Origin of the sequence: Pseudomonas syringae (assembly GCF_021605415.1) — a bacterium.
In the GTDB taxonomy this organism is placed as follows: domain Bacteria; phylum Pseudomonadota; class Gammaproteobacteria; order Pseudomonadales; family Pseudomonadaceae; genus Aquipseudomonas; species Aquipseudomonas syringae_S.
Genome location: NZ_WKEQ01000003.1, coordinates 193,458 through 210,474, shown reverse-complemented (window position 1 = coordinate 210,474; position 17,017 = coordinate 193,458). Strand labels below are relative to the sequence as shown.

Below are 17,017 nucleotides of genomic sequence, written 5' to 3'. Positions count from 1 at the left end.
CGCAGCCTGCGGCAGCTCCAACACAGGGCGTCACAGATTCTGGAGGGTTTCGAGCAGGATTTTCACCTTGGTAATCGACTCCTGGTATTCGGCCTGCCAATCCGAATCAGCCACGATCCCGCCACCTCCCCAGCAACACACCTGCCCGTCCTTGACCAGCAGGCTGCGGATGGCGATTGAGCTGTCCATCTCGCCACGCACATCGAGGTACAGCAGAGAACCGCAATACAAGCCGCGCCGGGTCGGCTCCAGTTCGTCGATGATCTGCATCGAACGGATCTTCGGCGCACCAGTGATCGAACCGCCGGGAAAACTGCCGGCGATCAGATCCAGTGCATCGCGGTCATCTGCCAGTTCACCGGTCACGCTGCTGACCAAATGATGCACGTTCGGATAGCTTTCCAGGCTGAACAACTCCGGCACGCGCACCGAGCCGATTCGACAGGTGCGGCCCAAATCATTGCGCAACAGATCGACGATCATCAGGTTTTCTGCGCGATCCTTGGGGCTGGCCAGCAGTTCGGCGGCGTTGGCGGCGTCTTCGGTGGGCGTCAGGCCGCGAGGGCGGGTACCTTTGATCGGGCGGGTTTCCACTTGGCGTTGGCTGACTTTGACAAAGCGCTCTGGCGACAGGCTCAACACGGCGCCGCCATCCGGCAGGCTCTGGTACCCGGAAAACGGCGTCGGGCACGCGGCTCGCAGCGCGCAATACGCCAGCCATGGATCGCCTGCGCACGGTGCGCGGAAGCGTTGGGCGAAGTTGACCTGATAGCAATCGCCGGCCTGAATGTAATGCTGAATGCGTTCGAAAGCCTGACGATAATCATCCGCCGATAGATCGGCGCGCATCGGACTGCCCAATTGGAACGGTGGCAACGTGGCGGACGAAGGCTGGGCGAACAGATCAATCAAGCGCTGACGTTCGCTGTCGCTGATCGAAGGATGAAACACCAATTGGCTGGTGGCTGTGCGGTGATCACTGATCAGCGCCCAGTCATACAGACCAAAGCGTGCGTCGGGCAAGTGCAGATCATCTACGGCGCGGCTCGGCAGGTGCTCCAGATGACGGCCGAAGTCGTAGCTCAGGTAGCCGATCAATCCGCCGGCGAAGGGCAGCTCATAGCTGTCGGGAAGGTTGGCATCGCCCAGTCGGGCGAGGTTGTCCCGCAAGCGTTGCAAAAAATCGCTGCCGCTTTCGTCCGGCAAAACCGCGAATTGTTCCACCGGCCAGGCACTGAGCAAATCATAGCGGCCACGGTCGGCACTTGGTCGGCCACTGTCGAGCAGCACGGCACCGGGCGCGTTGCGGATTGCCGCGAAGTAATCGGCGGGGTTGGCGCGGTAGGGGAGCGGGTGTAAGGAACAGGTCAGCATGAGTGGGGCAAATCGGCCATTGAGGCGGGGTGGCGATTGTAGTCCTCTGCGGGAATTGCTCCTAGAGGGGATGTCGGGGATTGGCAGGTTGGGTGGGCTGGGTTGAATCCTGTGGTGGCTGTGAATAAGCCATCGCGAGTGGAGTGAGCCTGCTCGCGATGGCTTCGACTCGGTCTAGAGTCAGCCCTCAACCGCCGGAATATGCCCAAACAGATCCTGAGCAAACGCCACCCGCTCCTCAACCGACTCTGTCACACCGCGAGCCTTCAGCTCTTCCAGATGCGCCTCCACAGCATGCGTGCGCAGCGTCAGCCCACAATCGTTGGCAATCTGAATATTCAACCCCGGCCGCGCATTCAGCTCAAGAATCAGCGGGCCTTTCTCCTGATCCAGCACCATGTCCACGCCGATGTAACCCAGCCCGCACAGCTCATAACAACCGGCGGCGAGTTTCATGAAGCCGTCCCAGTAGGGCAGTTGCACGCCGTCCACCGCATTGGTGGTGTCCGGGTGTTTGGTAATGATGTTGTTCAGCCAGGTGCCGCGCAGGGTCAGGCCGGTGGCGAGGTCGACACCGACACCGATGGCGCCCTGGTGCAGGTTGGCTTTGCCGCCGGATTGGCGGGTCGGCAGGCGCAACATCGCCATCACCGGGTAACCCATCAGGACGATGATGCGAATGTCCGGCACACCTTCGTAGCTGATGCTTTTGAATATCTGATCCGGCGTCACGCGGTATTCGATCAGTGCCCGATCCCGGTGTCCGCCCAACGAATACAGACCGGTGAGGATGCTGGAGATGTGATGTTCAAGTTCTTCGTGGGCAACGATCTTGCCGGACACCGTGCGATAGCGACCTTCGAAGCGGTCGGCGATGACGATGATGCCGTCGCCGCCGGCACCCTGGGCCGGTTTGATCACGAAGTCGCTGCGCCCGCCGATGATCTCGTCGAGCTTTTCGATGCCTTTCTCGGTGGAAATCACGCCATACAGTTCCGGCACATGAATGCCAGCCTCGATGGCCCGTTCCTTGGTGATGATCTTGTCATCGACGATAGGGTACAGACTGCGCTTGTTGTACTTGAGCACGTAGTCCGCGTTACGCCGATTGATGCCCATGATGCCGCGGGCCTCAAGGGCCTTCCAGGTCTTCCAGAAGCCGAACATCAGGCGTCAGCCTTCTTCAGGAAAGCCTTGAAGCGCACCAGTTCGGTCAGGCGATAGCCGCGATAACGACCCATGGCCAGCATGAAACCCACCAGAATCAGGAGGATTGCCGGGAAGGTGAACACGAAGTAAACCAGTTCCGGCACGCTCATGATGATGTGCGCCAGGGACGCGGCGAACAGCGTGCCGATCGCCACTTTCATGGCATGGCTGGCGCCGCGCTCTTCCCAAGTGATCGACAGACGTTCGATGGTCATGGTCAGAATCACCATCGGGAACAGCGCCACCGATAGCCCTCGTTCCAGGCCAAGCTTATGGCTGAACAGGCTGATCGCCGCGATCAGCACCACCACGAACGTCAGCACCACCGACAATCGCGGCAGCATTTGCAGCTTCAGGTGCTCCAGATAAGAGCGTAACGACAGCCCAAGCGCCGTAATCACCGTGAACAGCAGAATACCGAAGCCCAGTTGTGTTTCGCGGAAGGCCAGGGCGATCAGCACGGGTGTAAAGGTGCCGAGCGTCTGTAGACCGATCAGGTTGCGCAGGATCAGGATCACCAGCACGCCAATCGGGATCATCACCATGATCATGAACGTCTGCTGGGTTTGCAGCGGCAAACCGTACAGCGAGTATTCAAGGAAGTTGGCGTCGGTGTTTTCATCGGTCAGCTTGGCCAGGCGAATCGCGTTCATCTCGCTGTTGTTCAAGCTGAACGTCACGTTGGCTTTCTTGCCGCCATCCACGGTGATCAGGTTTTCGTCGCCGGTCCACCACAGCAGGCGGTCGGTTGGCAGACCTTGTTCGCCGGATTCCGGGTTGAAATACAGCCAGTCGTTGCCGTTGAAGCTGCGCAGCCACAATTCAGGCGATTGCGGCTGGTCGGCGACCAAACGAATGGTGTGGACTTTTTCCACTGGCACGTGAGCGATGGACAGCAGCAGTTCGACGATCTTGGCTTTGTGCGCGGTGGAAGGGTCACCGGCCAGCAGCAATTTCACGTTGTCGTCGTTGACGTTGTTAACGCGTTTGATTGCCTCGCCGATGAAGGTTTCGACGTCTGCCGAGTGCTGGCGGATCGGCGCGAGCAAAGCTTCAGCGGCGATTTTTTCCGGGCCCTCAACGACCATGCTGTCGCGGAAGGTCGGGCCTTTGACCTTGGATTTTTCGGCGGTGTAGCGTTTGGTCAGCACCAGACGGTAATAAAGCGTCTGGTTGCCCTTGGCACGCCGAGCCGACCAGGTGACCTTGCGATTGCCATCGACGCGGTTCACCGCCACGCCGTAGTTATTGGAGATGAAGCTTTCATTGAGGCTGACGTAATCGCGGCTCAGGGGCGGCACGAACATCTGGATTTTCACCGGATCCTTGGCGCTGGGCACGAACTCGATCTTGGCGTCGATGTTCCACAAGTCGTCGGTAGCGTCTTCGGTTACCGGAATGCCCAGCACGAAAATCTGATAGGCCGTAACCGAAACACCCAGCAACACCAGGATGGTGATCAGGATTTTCAGGTGGAAAGTAAGAGAACGCATGAAAATTACTCGGCGGTGTGAGCGGCGATGGCGCAGGCGGGTTTGCCGGCAGCGTATTTAAGACTGGGATCAACCAGTGCGTTGAAACGTTTCAGCGCTTCGGAGCCAATCAAAAGCGGATATTGGAACGCACTTCGGTCGGTCAGGTTCACTTCGATGCTGCGCATGGCCGAACCCATGCAGATATCCAGTTCAATCACCGGGCGAGCGGTGTACTTTTTGCCTTCTTCCGGGTCGTAGTCACCGGCGCGGCGCTTGATCTTGCTGACCCGGGCCAGTGGCCGTTCGATCGGGTGCGAATGGGCGGTGTCGATGGCCAGGTAGAAACGCACCCAGGATTCGCCATTACGTTTGAAGCGTTTGATGTCTCGGGCACTGAGTGAGGCGGTTTTGGCGCCGGTGTCGAGTTTGGCCGCGACTTCCAGATTGATGCCGTCCAGCGATGCGTATTCGTTGAGGCCGTACACAGTCTTTTCCCCTGCGGCGGCGAGGCCGGGCAGGCAAAACAGACAGAAAAAGGTGGGGAAGGGCTTAAGTCTCATAAATCCTGGTGCGCAGCGTTCCGTTTTCGGTTCAGGGCCGTTGCATTACTGCGCAAGCGCTTCGTGTGCCAATCAGCTTTTTTATGAAAAGCCACGCAAATGACAAGCAAATGCGGGCGGCATTCTAGCACGGTGGTTTTATGGCGCCAGCGCCCGCGCCGGTCTATACCCCTTGTGTATGCCTGTGCGCCCACAGGGATTAAGTGACTGGAGGATTGCCCGTCGTTATTAGACGATTGTCGACAATACCCATTTAACCTTTGACGAATGCGCTTCAATTGGCTAGTTTTTGCCGCATCGGATTTAAAGGTGTCGACAATCATGCTGGATCAACTCGATCCCCCGGTCACAAGCGCAGACGATTCTGAGACGCTTTCGGAAAACGTCTTCCGGCGCATTCAGGCGGCCATCGTCAAAGGCGAGATTGCCCCGGGCAGCAAGATCTCCGAGCCGGAGCTGGCGCGCACCTACGGCATCAGCCGCGGGCCGCTACGCGAGGCCATTCACCGTCTGGAAGGCCAGCGTCTCCTTGTGCGAGTACCGCACGTCGGCGCACGGGTCGTGTCACTGAGCCACGCCGAATTGCTCGAACTCTACGAAATCCGCGAATCCCTTGAAGGCATGGCCTGCCGTCTGGCGGCCGAACGCATGAGCGTCGAAGAAATCGACGAACTGCGTCAGGTACTGGAAACTCATGAGCGCGACGCCGCGTTCCAGGCCGGCGTCGGTTACTACCAGCAGGAAGGCGATTTCGACTTTCATTACCGAATCATCCAGGGCAGTGGCAACCGCACCTTGAGCCAAATGCTCTGCGGCGAGTTGTATCAACTGGTGCGCATGTACCGGATTCAGTTTTCCACCACGCCGAACCGTCCGCGCCAGGCCTTCGCCGAGCACCACCGGATTCTCGATGCCATCGCCGACCGTGACGGCGAGCTGGCCGAACTCTTGATGCGCCGTCACATCGGCGCCTCGAAACGCAATATCGCCCGTCATTACCAGGACGGCGCCAACCCGACAGCCACTGAACGAGGTGAGTCATGAGTTTCAACAACAGCACTCCAGGCCAGCGTTTTCGCGATGCGGTCGCCAGCGAGCATCCGCTGCAAGTGGTGGGCGCGATCAACGCCAACCACGCCTTGCTGGCCAAACGCGCCGGTTTCAAGGCCATTTACCTGTCCGGCGGCGGGGTGGCTGCAGGCTCGCTCGGCGTGCCGGATCTGGGTATCACCGGCCTGGATGACGTGCTGACCGACGTGCGCCGCATCACCGACGTTTGCGATCTGCCGCTGCTGGTCGATGTGGATACCGGTTTCGGTTCCTCGGCGTTCAACGTAGCGCGCACGGTTAAATCGATGATCAAGTTCGGCGCGGCGGCGATTCATATTGAAGACCAGGTCGGCGCCAAGCGCTGCGGCCACCGTCCTAATAAAGAGATCGTGTCCCAGCAGGAAATGGTCGACCGCATCAAGGCTGCCGTCGATGCCCGCACCGACGACAGCTTCGTGATCATGGCGCGCACCGACGCCCTGGCGGTGGAAGGTCTGGAATCGGCACTGGATCGCGCCGCCGCGTGCATCGAGGCTGGCGCCGACATGATTTTCCCGGAAGCCATCACCGAGCTGGACATGTACAAACTGTTCGCCAACCGCGTGAAAGCGCCGATCCTGGCCAACATCACTGAATTTGGCGCCACGCCGCTGTACACCACCGAGCAATTGGCCGGTGCCGATGTATCGCTGGTGTTGTACCCGCTGTCGGCATTCCGCGCGATGAACAAAGCGGCGGAAAACGTCTACACCGCGATCCGCCGCGACGGCACACAACAGAATGTCATCGACACCATGCAGACGCGTATGGAGCTTTACGATCGCATCGACTACCACACCTTCGAGCAGAAGCTCGATGCGTTGTTTGCCGCGAAGAAATAAAGATCAAAAGATCGCAGCCTTCGGCAGCTCCTATAAAGGAATGCCGAACGCGATCAATGGAGGAGCTGCCGAGGGCTCGGGCCGCGTTCGGACGATCTTATCGGCATCACCCATCAATTGCAGATTCCCTAACAAATTCAAGATTGGAGAAAGCAATGGCCGAAGCAAAAGTACTCAGTGGCGCCGGGCTCCGTGGCCAAGTCGCCGGGCAAACCGCACTGTCCACCGTGGGCCAGGCCGGTGCCGGTCTGACATATCGTGGTTACGATGTTCGTGATCTGGCGGCAGACGCCGAGTTTGAAGAAGTTGCCTATCTGCTGCTCTACGGCGAACTGCCGAGCAAGGCGCAACTCGCCGACTATCAACGCAAACTGGGCAAGCTGCGCGACCTGCCGCCAGCGCTGAAAGAAGTGCTCGAACGCATCCCCGCCGACGCCCACCCGATGGACGTGATGCGCACCGGTTGCTCGTTCCTCGGCAACATTGAGCCGGAGAAAGACTTCTCCGAGCAGCGCGACAAGACCGACCGCTTGCTCGCCGCGTTCCCGGCCATCATGTGCTACTGGTATCGCTACAGCCACGACGGCAAGCGCATCGATTGCACCAGCGACGAGCCGACCATCGGCGGCCATTTCCTGCATTTGTTGCATGGCAAGAAGCCGAGCGAGCTGCACGTCAAAGTGATGAACGTGTCGCTGATCCTCTACGCCGAGCACGAATTCAACGCCTCGACCTTCACCGCCCGGGTGTGTGCATCGACCCTGTCGGATCTGTATTCCTGCGTCACTGCGGCCATCGGTTCCCTGCGCGGTCCGCTGCACGGCGGCGCCAACGAAGCAGCGATGGAAATGATTGAGCGCTTCTCGTCGCCGGAAGAGGCGGTCAAAGGCACCCTCGGCATGCTTGAGCGTAAGGACAAGATCATGGGCTTCGGCCACGCGATCTATAAAGACAGCGATCCGCGCAACGAGGTGATCAAGGGCTGGTCGAAAAAACTCGCCGACGAAGTGGGCGACAAGGTGTTGTTCCCGGTTTCCGAAGCCATCGACAAAACCATGTGGGAACAGAAAAAGCTGTTCCCCAACGCCGATTTCTACCATGCGTCGGCGTACCACTTCATGGGTATTCCGACCAAGCTGTTCACGCCGATCTTCGTCTGCTCACGTCTGACGGGCTGGGCCGCGCATGTCTTCGAACAACGTGCCAACAACCGCATCATCCGTCCAAGCGCCGAATACGTCGGCGTCGAACAGCGCAAGTTCGTGCCAATCGAACGTCGCTAAGTGGGGAAGCCAGAACGCCCATATTGAATGCACCGAAATCCTTGTGGGAGCTGGCTTGCCAGCGATAGCGGTGGGGTCAGTCGACATCTATGTTGGATCTGACTCAGTCATCGCTGGCAAGCCAGCTCCCACAGGGTGCCAGGTGAACTCAAGGTGGTATCTGGCTCACCTTTAGAAACTACCGTGACCTGAGTCCTGACCGATGAACACTCAATTCCGCAAATCGCTGCCCGGCAGCCCTCTGGATTACTTCGACGTCCGCGCGGCGGTCGAAGCGATTCAGCCCGGCAGTTACGACACTCTGCCGTACACCTCCCGCGTGCTGGCGGAAAACCTCGTGCGTCGCTGCGACCCGGCCACGCTCACCGCTTCACTGAAACAGTTGATCGAACGCAAACGCGATCTCGACTTTCCATGGTTCCCGGCCCGTGTGGTGTGCCACGACATTCTCGGCCAGACCGCGCTGGTGGATCTGGCCGGCCTGCGCGACGCCATTGCTCAGCAGGGCGGGGATCCGGCGCAGGTCAACCCGGTGGTGCCGACGCAATTGATCGTCGACCATTCGCTGGCGGTGGAAGCGGGCGGTTTCGATGCCCAGGCGTTCGAGAAGAACCGCGCCATCGAAGACCGTCGCAACGAAGACCGCTTCCACTTCATCAACTGGACGAAAAAAGCGTTCAAGAACGTCGACGTGATCCCGCCGGGCAACGGCATCATGCACCAGATCAACCTGGAGAAAATGTCTCCGGTGATCCAGGTGCGCGACGGCGTGGCGTTCCCCGACACCTGCGTCGGCACCGACAGCCATACTCCGCATGTCGACGCATTGGGCGTGATCGCCATCGGCGTCGGTGGCCTTGAGGCCGAGAGCGTAATGCTCGGCCGCGCCTCGTGGATGCGTCTGCCGGAAAGCGTCGGCGTCGAATTGACCGGCAAGCTGCAACCGGGCATCACCGCCACCGACATGGTGCTGGCGCTGACCGAATACCTGCGCCAACAGAAAGTCGTTGGCGCTTGGCTGGAATTTTTCGGCGAAGGCGCATCAGCGCTGACCCTCGGCGACCGTGCGACCATTTCCAACATGGCCCCGGAATACGGCGCCACCGCTGCGATGTTCTACATCGACCAGCAGACCATCGACTACCTCAAACTGACGGGCCGCGAAGACCAGCAAGTGCAGCTCGTCGAGCACTATGCCAAGACCACCGGCCTGTGGGCGGACAGTCTCAAAGGCGCGCAATACGAGCGCGGCCTGAGCTTCGATCTGTCCTCGGTGGTGCGTAACATGGCCGGCCCGAGCAACCCGCACGCCCGCGTCGCAACGTCGGATCTGGCCGCCAAAGGCATCTCCGGCGAATGGCAAGACGTGCCGGGGCAAATGCCCGACGGCGCGGTGATCATCGCCGCCATCACCAGTTGCACCAACACCAGCAACCCGCGCAACGTGATTGCCGCCGGCCTCATCGCGCGCAACGCCAACCGCCTCGGGCTGACCCGCAAGCCGTGGGTGAAATCCTCCCTGGCGCCGGGTTCGAAAACCGTCGCGCTGTACCTTGACGAAGCGGGGCTGACCTCGGAGCTGGAACAGCTCGGTTTCGGCGTCGTGGCGTTTGCCTGCACTACCTGCAACGGCATGTCTGGTGCGCTGGATCCGGTGATCCAGCAGGAAATCATCGACCGCGATCTGTACGCCACCGCCGTGCTGTCGGGCAACCGCAACTTCGATGGCCGGATTCACCCGTACGCCAAGCAAGCGTTTCTTGCGTCGCCGCCGCTTGTGGTCGCTTATGCGATTGCCGGCACCATCCGTTTCGACATCGAAAAAGACGTACTCGGCGTGGTCGATGGCAAGGAAATTCGCCTCAAGGACATTTGGCCGAGCGACGAAGAAATCGATGCCGTGGTCAAGTCGTCGGTCAAGCCTGAACAGTTCCGTCAGGTGTACATTCCGATGTTCGCGGTGCATGAGGACACCGGCCCGAAAGTCGCGCCGCTGTACGACTGGCGTGAGATGAGCACTTACATCCGCCGTCCGCCGTATTGGGAAGGCGCGCTGGCCGGGGCGCGGCCGCTCAAGGGCATGCGCCCGCTGGCGGTGCTGCCGGACAACATCACCACTGATCACCTGTCGCCCTCGAACGCGATCATGCTCGACAGCGCCGCCGGCGAATACCTGGCGAAAATGGGCCTGCCGGAAGAAGACTTCAACTCGTACGCGACCCATCGGGGCGACCACCTGACCGCGCAACGCGCCACGTTTGCCAACCCGAAACTGTTCAACGAAATGGTCGTGGAAAACGGCAAGGTCAAGCAGGGTTCGCTGGCCCGCGTCGAGCCGGAAGGCAAAGTGATGCGCATGTGGGAAGCCATCGAAACCTACATGGAACGCAAGCAGCCGCTGATCATCATCGCCGGCGCCGACTACGGTCAGGGTTCGTCACGCGACTGGGCGGCGAAAGGCGTGCGACTGGCGGGTGTGGAGGCGATTGCCGCCGAAGGTTTCGAGCGCATTCACCGCACCAACCTGGTGGGCATGGGTGTGTTGCCGCTGGAGTTCAAACCCGGCACCGACCGTCATACCCTGGCGATTGATGGCAGCGAAACCTACGACGTGATCGGTGACCGTAAACCGCGCGCAGACCTGACGCTGGTGATCCATCGCAAGAACGGCGAGCGCGTCGATGTGCCAGTGACTTGCCGTCTCGACACCGCCGAAGAAGTCTCGATCTACGAGGCCGGCGGCGTGTTGCAGCGCTTCGCCCAGGACTTCCTCGAAGAGTCGGCGGTTGCCGTCTAAATCAACTGATGTGGGCGTGGGATTCAAGTCCACGCCTTCGTGAAGGAGCACCATGGCTCACACACCGCAAATCAAAATCCCCGCCACGTACATGCGAGGCGGCACGAGCAAAGGCGTGTTTTTCAGCCTGAATGACTTGCCACAAGCGGCACAGATTCCCGGTCCGGCCCGCGATGCATTATTGCTGCGAGTAATCGGCAGCCCCGACCCGTACGACAAGCAGATCGACGGCATGGGCGGCGCGACGTCGAGCACCAGCAAAACCGTGATCCTGTCGAAAAGCATCAAGGCCGATCACGACGTCGATTACCTGTTCGGTCAGGTGTCCATCGATAAGCCCTTCGTCGATTGGAGCGGCAACTGCGGCAACCTGTCGGCGGCGGTCGGTTCGTTCGCCATCAGCAACGGGCTGGTTGACGCCAGCCGCATACCGCATAACGGCGTGGCGGTGGTGCGCGTGTGGCAGGCCAACATCGGCAAGACCATCATCGCCCATGTGCCGATCACTGACGGTGAAGTCCAGGAAACCGGCGACTTCGAACTCGACGGCGTGACGTTCCCGGCCGCCGAGGTGCAGGTGGAATTCATGGATCCGGCGGCAGAAGAAGAGGGCGGCGGTGGTTCGATGTTTCCCACCGGCAATCTGGTCGACGACCTCGAAGTGCCGGGTGTTGGCACGTTCAAGGCAACCATGATCAACGCTGGAATTCCGACCATTTTTATCAATGCCGAAGACATCGGCTACACCGGCACCGAACTGCAAGGCGCGATTAATGGCGACCCGAAAGCGTTGCTGATGTTTGAAACCATCCGCGCCCATGGAGCGCTGCGCATGGGGCTGATCGCCAATCTGGATGAAGCCGCCAAACGGCAGCACACGCCAAAGGTCGCGTTCGTCGCCAAACCGGCGGCTTACGTGGCGTCCAGCGGCAAGGCGATTGCTGCTGGCGACGTCGATCTATTGGTTCGCGCCTTGTCCATGGGCAAGCTGCACCACGCGATGATGGGCACGGCAGCGGTGGCGATTGGCACGGCAGCAGCGATTTCCGGCACGTTGGTGAATCTGGCGGCGGGTGGAATCGAGCGCAGCGCCGTGCGTTTCGGCCATCCGTCCGGCACCTTGCGCGTGGGCGCCGAGGCGAGTTTCGAGAACGGCGAATGGGTCGTGAAAAAAGCCATCATGAGCCGCAGTGCGCGGGTCCTCATGGAAGGTTACGTGCGAATCCCCGGCGACTGCTTCTGATACAACACACCCCCTGTAGGAGTGAGCCTGCTCGCGATTGCTATCTGACATTCAACATTGATGTCGACAGTTACACCGCTTTCGCGAGCAGGCTCACTCCTACAGTTGTACGTATTTCAACAATAAGAAAAGTTAGCCCTGAACCGAGGTCCCATCAACGAACCACTTCAAGAGTGAATCGAACATGAGCGCCAACGTCGACCTGAACAACCGTCCCGACTACGACCGTGTCCTGCAGGACATCGCCGATTACGTCCTTACCTTTAAAGTCGAATCCGCCGAAGCCCTCAATACCGCGCGCAACTGCCTGATGGACACCCTCGGCTGCGGATTGCTGGCGTTACGATTTCCCGAGTGCACCAAACATCTCGGCCCCATCGTCGAGGGCACCGTCGTGCCATTCGGTGCGCGGGTTCCCGGTACGAGTTATCGACTCGATCCGGTGAAAGCCGCGTGGGACATCGGCTGCATCATTCGCTGGCTCGACTATAACGACACCTGGCTCGCCGCCGAATGGGGCCATCCGTCGGACAACCTGGGTGGCATTCTTGCCGTGGCCGATCACCTCTCGCAAAAGCGCCAGGCCAATGGCGAAACGCCGTTGACGATCCGCGCGGTGCTGGAAGCAATGATCATGGCCCACGAAATCCAGGGCGTGATTGCGCTGGAGAATTCGTTCAACCGTGTAGGACTCGATCACGTCATTCTGGTGAAAGTCGCCTCGACCGCCGTCACCGCCAAACTCATGGGCGCCACTCGCGAGCAGTTGTTGTCGGCGCTGTCCCATGCGTTCGCCGACGGTCAGGCGCTGCGTACCTATCGTCACGCGCCGAACGCCGGATCGCGCAAATCCTGGGCGGCGGGGGATGCGACCAGTCGTGGCGTGCGTCTGGCCGACATCGCCCTGCGCGGCGAAATGGGCATTCCCGGCGTGTTGAGCGCCAAGCAGTGGGGTTTTTATGACGTGCTGTTCAGCCACACCAACGCCGACCTGGCGCTGAAACCCGAGGACAAGCGCGCCTTCAGCTTTTCGCGTCCGTTTGGCAGTTATGTGATGGAGCACGTGTTGTTCAAAATCAGCTTCCCCGCTGAATTCCATGCGCAGACGGCGTGTGAAGCGGCGGTGATGCTGCATCCGCAAGTGCGCAATCGCCTGCACGAAATCGACCGCATCGTCATCACTACCCACGAATCGGCGATTCGCATCATTTCCAAGGTCGGCCCGCTGGCCAACGCCGCCGACCGCGACCACTGTCTCCAGTACATGACCGCCGTACCGCTGGCGTTCGGCAATCTGGTGGCGGAACAGTACGAGGACGATTTCCACAGGGCGCATCCGATCATCGACGTGTTGCGCGAGAAAATGGTCATCGTCGAGGAGCCGCGCTTCACCCGTGAATATCTGGAGTCAGATAAACGTTCGATTGCCAACGCAGTGCAGGTGTTTTTCAAGGATGGCACCAGCACCGAAAACCTCGTGGTGGAATACCCGATCGGCCACCGTCGGCGCCGGGTTGAAGGTGTCCCACTGCTGGAAGAAAAATTCAGGGCGAATCTGCTGACACGATTCACCGGTCAGCGTAGCGAGGAAATATTCGGCTTGTGCAAGGATCAGGCGCAGCTGGAGGCCACACCCGTGCATCGGTTTGTCGATTTGTTTGTTATCTGAAAGAACGCGTTATCGTTCATCGCTGGCTTGCCAGCGATGGCACCAGATCAGGCAATACAGCTTTATTTGAAGCGCCGCTCCACGCCTTTCTCAACGAGGATTTTCGCGGAAATCTCTTCCACCGAAAAATGCGTGGAATTGATATTCGGAATGTTCTCGCGTCGGAACAGATTTTCCACTTCGCGCACTTCGAATTCGCACTGGGCGTAACTCGAATAGCGGCTGTTGGGCTTGCGTTCGTTGCGGATGGCGGTGAGGCGGTCGGGGTCGATGGTCAGGCCGAACAGCTTGTGCTGATGCGCGCGCAGGGCGGCTGGCAGTTGCAGGCGCTCCATGTCGTCTTCGGTCAGGGGATAGTTGGCCGCGCGGATGCCAAACTGCATGGCCATGTACAAACACGTCGGTGTTTTGCCGCATCGCGACACGCCCACTAGTATCAGATCGGCCTTGTCGTAATAGTGCGTGCGGGCGCCGTCATCGTTGTCGAGGGCGAAGTTCACTGCCTCGATGCGTTCCATGTAATTGGAGTTGTGCCCGATGGAGTGGGATTTGCCCACGGAATAGGAGGAATGCTCGGTCAGTTCCTGCTCGAGCGGCGCCAGGAAGGTCGAGAAAATGTCGATCATGAAACCATTCGACGTTGCGAGAATCTCACGGATGTTCTGATTGACGATGGTGTCGAAGATAATCGGCCGCATGCCGTCGGCTTCGGCGGCTTTGTTGATTTGTTGTACCATGGCCCGCGCTTTTTCAACGCTGTCGATGTACGGTCGCGTGAATTTGCTGAAGGTAATGTTTTCGAACTGCGCCAGGAGGCTTTGACCCAGGGTTTCGGCGGTAATGCCGGTGCCATCGGAGATAAAGAAAGCAGATCGTTTCATTTGCACCTTGGGCCTTAAGCTAATGAGTATTTCTGGATATGATAGGCGCGATTTGCCGGCCGCCAATGGCCCGCATTCTCACTTATTTTCCAGGTCCAGGCCATACAACCGGCCAATGCTCCCCCGAGCCGCCGGTTTCTGAGCTTTTCCAACACAGTTAGTGGAGAGATCACCTTGGTAGAGTACGTAGTTTCCCTCGATAAGCTCGGCAAACACGATGTTGAGCATGTGGGGGGCAAGAACGCATCCCTGGGCGAGATGATCAGCAACCTGGCAGGCGCCGGTGTTTCGGTCCCCGGCGGCTTCGCCACGACGGCTCAGGCTTATCGTGATTTCCTCGAACTGAGCGGCTTGAACCAGCAGATCCACGATGCGCTCGACGCCCTGGACGTCGATGACGTCAATGCCCTCGCCAAGACCGGCGCCCAGATCCGTCAATGGATCATGGACGCCGAATTCCCTGAAAAGCTCAATGCCGAGATCCGCACTGCGTTCGCCGCGCTGTCGGCGGGCAACCCTGACGTTGCCGTCGCCGTGCGTTCTTCCGCTACCGCCGAAGACTTGCCGGACGCTTCTTTCGCCGGCCAGCAGGAAACCTTCCTGAACATTCGTGGTGTGGAAAACGTTATCCGCGCCGCCAAAGAGGTGTTCGCTTCGCTGTTCAACGATCGTGCCATTTCCTACCGCGTGCATCAGGGCTTCGACCACAAACTGGTCGCCCTGTCGGCTGGCGTGCAGCGCATGGTGCGTTCGGAAACCGGCACCGCCGGTGTGATGTTCACCCTCGATACTGAATCCGGTTTCCGTGACGTCGTGTTCATCACCGGCGCCTACGGCCTGGGCGAAACCGTTGTACAAGGCGCGGTGAACCCGGACGAATTTTATGTCCACAAGGGCACGCTCGATGCCGGTCGTCCGGCGATCTTGCGCCGCAACCTTGGCAGTAAAGCGATCAAGATGATCTACGGCGACGAGGCCAAGGCCGGTCGTTCGGTGAAGACGGTCGATGTCGACAAGGCTGATCGTGCACGTTTCTGCCTCAGCGACGCTGAAGTCAGCGAACTGGCCAAGCAAGCGATGATCATCGAGAAGCACTACCAGTGCCCGATGGACATCGAGTGGGCCAAAGACGGTGACGACGGCAAGTTGTACATCGTGCAGGCTCGCCCGGAAACCGTGAAAAGCCGCACTCAGGCCAACGTCATGGAACGTTACCTGCTGAAAGAAACCGGCACCGTGCTGGTGGAAGGTCGTGCCATCGGCCAGCGCATCGGCGCCGGCAAGGTGCGGATCATCAAAGACGTGTCGGAAATGGACAAAGTCCAGCCCGGCGACGTACTGGTCTCCGACATGACCGACCCGGACTGGGAACCGGTCATGAAGCGCGCCAGCGCCATCGTCACCAATCGTGGTGGTCGTACCTGCCACGCCGCGATCATCGCGCGTGAGCTGGGCATTCCGGCCGTGGTCGGTTGCGGCAACGCCACTCAACTGCTGAAGGATGGCCAGGGCGTGACCGTGTCCTGCGCCGAAGGCGATACCGGTTACATCTTCGAAGGTGAACTGGGCTTCGACATCAAGAAAAACTCCGTGGACGCCATGCCAGAGCTGCCGTTCAAGATCATGATGAACGTTGGCAACCCGGATCGCGCCTTCGACTTCGCGCAGTTGCCGAACGCCGGTGTGGGCCTGGCCCGTCTGGAGTTCATCATCAATCGCATGATCGGCGTGCACCCCAAGGCGCTGCTGAACTACGACGGTCTGCCGCAAGAGATCAAGGAGAGCGTCGACAAGCGCATCGCCGGTTACGACGATCCGGTCGGCTTCTATGTCGATAAGCTGGTCGAAGGCATCAGCACCCTGGCTGCTGCGTTCGCACCGAAGAAGGTCATCGTGCGTCTGTCGGACTTCAAGTCCAACGAATACGCGAACCTGATCGGCGGCAAACTATACGAGCCGGAAGAAGAAAACCCGATGCTGGGCTTCCGTGGCGCTTCGCGTTACATCAGCGAATCGTTCCGTGACTGCTTCGAACTCGAATGCCGCGCACTCAAACGCGTGCGCAACGAGATGGGCCTGACCAACGTCGAAATCATGGTGCCATTCGTGCGCACCCTCGGCGAAGCCAGTCAGGTGGTCGATCTGCTCGCCGAAAACGGCTTGAAGCGTGGCGAAAACGGTCTGCGCGTGATCATGATGTGCGAGCTGCCGTCGAACGCGATCCTTGCCGAGGAATTCCTCGAATTTTTCGACGGTTTCTCAATCGGCTCCAACGACCTGACTCAGCTGACCCTGGGCCTGGATCGTGACTCGGGGATCATCGCGCACCTGTTCGATGAGCGTAATCCAGCGGTCAAGAAGCTGCTGGCCAACGCCATTGCCGCGTGCAACAAGGCCGGCAAGTACATCGGCATCTGCGGCCAGGGCCCTTCCGATCACCCGGATCTGGCCAAGTGGCTGATGGAGCAGGGCATCGAAAGTGTTTCGTTGAACCCGGACACCGTGCTGGAGACCTGGTTCTTCCTGGCTGAGGGTCAGGCCCCGGCTTGATCGGTGAGTGAGGAGGCTCGCTCCTACAGGGGAGCCTCTTTTAGA

12 protein-coding genes are annotated in these 17,017 nt (G+C 59.7%); 7 read left to right on the top strand and 5 right to left on the bottom strand.

What is annotated here, in order from left to right:
• Positions 1 to 30: 30 nt before the first annotated feature.
• From pabB to rloA, 4 genes are all read right to left on the bottom strand, one after another.
• The gene (gene pabB, locus GIW69_RS03515; protein WP_236480739.1) at positions 31 to 1,374 is read right to left on the bottom strand and encodes an aminodeoxychorismate synthase component I; all 1,344 of its coding nucleotides are present in this window, start codon (positions 1,372 to 1,374) and stop codon (positions 31 to 33) included.
• A gap of 180 nt (positions 1,375 to 1,554) precedes the next feature.
• Positions 1,555 to 2,541: an alpha-L-glutamate ligase-like protein gene (locus tag GIW69_RS03510; RefSeq protein WP_236480738.1), complete on the bottom strand. Its 987-nt coding sequence runs from the start codon at positions 2,539 to 2,541 to the stop codon at positions 1,555 to 1,557.
• Positions 2,541 to 4,076, bottom strand: a complete 1,536-nt coding sequence (gene rloB, locus GIW69_RS03505; RefSeq protein WP_236480737.1) for an osmotic stress tolerance membrane protein RloB — start codon at positions 4,074 to 4,076, stop codon at positions 2,541 to 2,543. The genes GIW69_RS03510 and rloB overlap by 1 nt, the downstream gene beginning before the upstream one ends.
• Positions 4,077 to 4,081: 5 nt before the next feature.
• A complete protein-coding gene (gene rloA, locus GIW69_RS03500; protein ID WP_236480736.1) occupies positions 4,082 to 4,618 on the bottom strand; it encodes a retropepsin-like aspartic peptidase RloA in 537 nt (178 codons plus the stop codon).
• A gap of 321 nt (positions 4,619 to 4,939) precedes the next feature.
• On the opposite strand from rloA, the gene GIW69_RS03495 reads away from it, so the two are divergent.
• From GIW69_RS03495 to prpD, 6 genes are all read left to right on the top strand, one after another.
• Positions 4,940 to 5,662, top strand: a complete 723-nt coding sequence (locus GIW69_RS03495) for a GntR family transcriptional regulator (protein ID WP_496570893.1) — start codon at positions 4,940 to 4,942, stop codon at positions 5,660 to 5,662.
• On the top strand, positions 5,659 to 6,549 hold the full coding sequence (gene prpB / locus GIW69_RS03490) for a methylisocitrate lyase (RefSeq protein WP_236480735.1): 891 nt from the start codon (positions 5,659 to 5,661) through the stop codon (positions 6,547 to 6,549). The genes GIW69_RS03495 and prpB overlap by 4 nt, the downstream gene beginning before the upstream one ends.
• Positions 6,550 to 6,704: 155 nt before the next feature.
• Entirely contained in the window at positions 6,705 to 7,832 is a 1,128-nt protein-coding gene (prpC, locus tag GIW69_RS03485) for a bifunctional 2-methylcitrate synthase/citrate synthase (RefSeq protein ID WP_236480734.1), read from the top strand.
• A gap of 202 nt (positions 7,833 to 8,034) precedes the next feature.
• Positions 8,035 to 10,629: a Fe/S-dependent 2-methylisocitrate dehydratase AcnD gene (acnD, locus tag GIW69_RS03480; RefSeq protein WP_236480733.1), complete on the top strand. Its 2,595-nt coding sequence runs from the start codon at positions 8,035 to 8,037 to the stop codon at positions 10,627 to 10,629.
• A 52-nt stretch (positions 10,630 to 10,681) separates the two neighbouring features.
• Entirely contained in the window at positions 10,682 to 11,872 is a 1,191-nt protein-coding gene (gene prpF / locus GIW69_RS03475) for a 2-methylaconitate cis-trans isomerase PrpF (protein WP_236480732.1), read from the top strand.
• A gap of 184 nt (positions 11,873 to 12,056) precedes the next feature.
• Positions 12,057 to 13,541, top strand: a complete 1,485-nt coding sequence (gene prpD, locus GIW69_RS03470; RefSeq protein WP_236480731.1) for a 2-methylcitrate dehydratase — start codon at positions 12,057 to 12,059, stop codon at positions 13,539 to 13,541.
• Positions 13,542 to 13,603: 62 nt separating this feature from the next.
• Here prpD and ppsR read toward each other — a convergent pair whose 3' ends face one another.
• Entirely contained in the window at positions 13,604 to 14,422 is an 819-nt protein-coding gene (gene ppsR, locus GIW69_RS03465) for a posphoenolpyruvate synthetase regulatory kinase/phosphorylase PpsR (protein WP_236480730.1), read from the bottom strand.
• Between the two features lie 174 nt (positions 14,423 to 14,596).
• On the opposite strand from ppsR, the gene ppsA reads away from it, so the two are divergent.
• Entirely contained in the window at positions 14,597 to 16,972 is a 2,376-nt protein-coding gene (gene ppsA / locus GIW69_RS03460) for a phosphoenolpyruvate synthase (RefSeq protein ID WP_236480729.1), read from the top strand.
• The last annotated feature ends 45 nt before the right edge of the window (positions 16,973 to 17,017 follow it).

Bases quoted from the DNA above. Each gene is read 5' to 3' on its own strand.
- pabB (WP_236480739.1), bottom strand. From the start codon at position 1,374: ATGCTGACCTGTTCCTTACACCCGCTCCCCTACCGCGCCAACCCCGCC.
- GIW69_RS03510 (WP_236480738.1), bottom strand. From the start codon at position 2,541: ATGTTCGGCTTCTGGAAGACCTGGAAGGCCCTTGAGGCCCGCGGCATC.
- rloB (WP_236480737.1), bottom strand. From the start codon at position 4,076: ATGCGTTCTCTTACTTTCCACCTGAAAATCCTGATCACCATCCTGGTG.
- rloA (WP_236480736.1), bottom strand. From the start codon at position 4,618: ATGAGACTTAAGCCCTTCCCCACCTTTTTCTGTCTGTTTTGCCTGCCC.
- GIW69_RS03495 (WP_496570893.1), top strand. From the start codon at position 4,940: ATGCTGGATCAACTCGATCCCCCGGTCACAAGCGCAGACGATTCTGAG.
- prpB (WP_236480735.1), top strand. From the start codon at position 5,659: ATGAGTTTCAACAACAGCACTCCAGGCCAGCGTTTTCGCGATGCGGTC.
- prpC (WP_236480734.1), top strand. From the start codon at position 6,705: ATGGCCGAAGCAAAAGTACTCAGTGGCGCCGGGCTCCGTGGCCAAGTC.
- acnD (WP_236480733.1), top strand. From the start codon at position 8,035: ATGAACACTCAATTCCGCAAATCGCTGCCCGGCAGCCCTCTGGATTAC.
- prpF (WP_236480732.1), top strand. From the start codon at position 10,682: ATGGCTCACACACCGCAAATCAAAATCCCCGCCACGTACATGCGAGGC.
- prpD (WP_236480731.1), top strand. From the start codon at position 12,057: ATGAGCGCCAACGTCGACCTGAACAACCGTCCCGACTACGACCGTGTC.
- ppsR (WP_236480730.1), bottom strand. From the start codon at position 14,422: ATGAAACGATCTGCTTTCTTTATCTCCGATGGCACCGGCATTACCGCC.